The sequence below is a fragment of the Marinobacter sp. EN3 genome (assembly GCF_000475315.1).
GTDB lineage: Bacteria > Pseudomonadota > Gammaproteobacteria > Pseudomonadales > Oleiphilaceae > Marinobacter > Marinobacter nauticus.
In genome coordinates, this window is sequence record NZ_AXCC01000007.1 from 1 (window position 1) to 762 (window position 762).

At 53.4% G+C, this 762-nt stretch carries 1 protein-coding gene; it reads right to left on the reverse strand.

Annotated features, from left to right (window positions below; genetic code table 11):
• The coding region (locus Q675_RS23410) for a DsbA family protein (protein WP_023010673.1) at positions 1 to 541 on the reverse strand (541 nt) is incomplete at its 3' end.
• Positions 542 to 762: the final 221 nt, after the last annotated feature.

Below are 762 nucleotides of genomic sequence, written 5' to 3' on the forward strand. Positions count from 1 at the left end.
ACTTATTCAGAGCCTCCTTAACGTCCGCAGCATCCTGTTGAATAATGCCGTCAATCTCGGGTGAGTTCATACCGGCCCGAGCGGCTTCGACATCAAGTCCGGCTGACGCCGCCGCATCCCATGCTGCGGCGACCTTTGGATCATCGTGCCATTTCGGTTGTGCTTCCATAACAGCGTCCAGTACCGGCTCATAGACCCCCTGTTCACGGGCGGTTTCCAGGATTCTGACGGCCTCTTCCGAGCCTTTGTGAAACAATACGTAGCGCAGTACCAGACGCACGTTGTCCGGGTAGGCAGCCTGAATCTGTTTCACATAGGGATGCATGGCGCGACAACCTTCGCAGGATGGGTCGAAGAACTCGACAATGGTTACCGGCGCGTCCTCAGGGCCAATAACGGGAGAGTAATCCCTCACCAGTGGCGTTCTTTCAACAACGGCGGGTTCATTAGTGCCCTGGGAGCGATCGTAAATAACAAAAGCACCAGCAAAGACAACCAGACAAAAAAGAAGGAGACTGATGACCAGGGTTCGGGTTTGCACGGGAGATCTTCCTATTTTAAATGAGTTTACGGGTTTCAGATTATTCAGGTGTCCGGTAGCAGCCGACTAGGCACCCACCGCAGATAAAGCATCATTCCAAACAGTTCCAACAAAGACTGGACGACAATCACCACGACGGCCACAGCCCAGGCCTCTGGCATTGACAGTGCCAAAGGTAAAACCACGAAGGAGTTGCGTGTTCCTAGCCCGGATTTCTCATG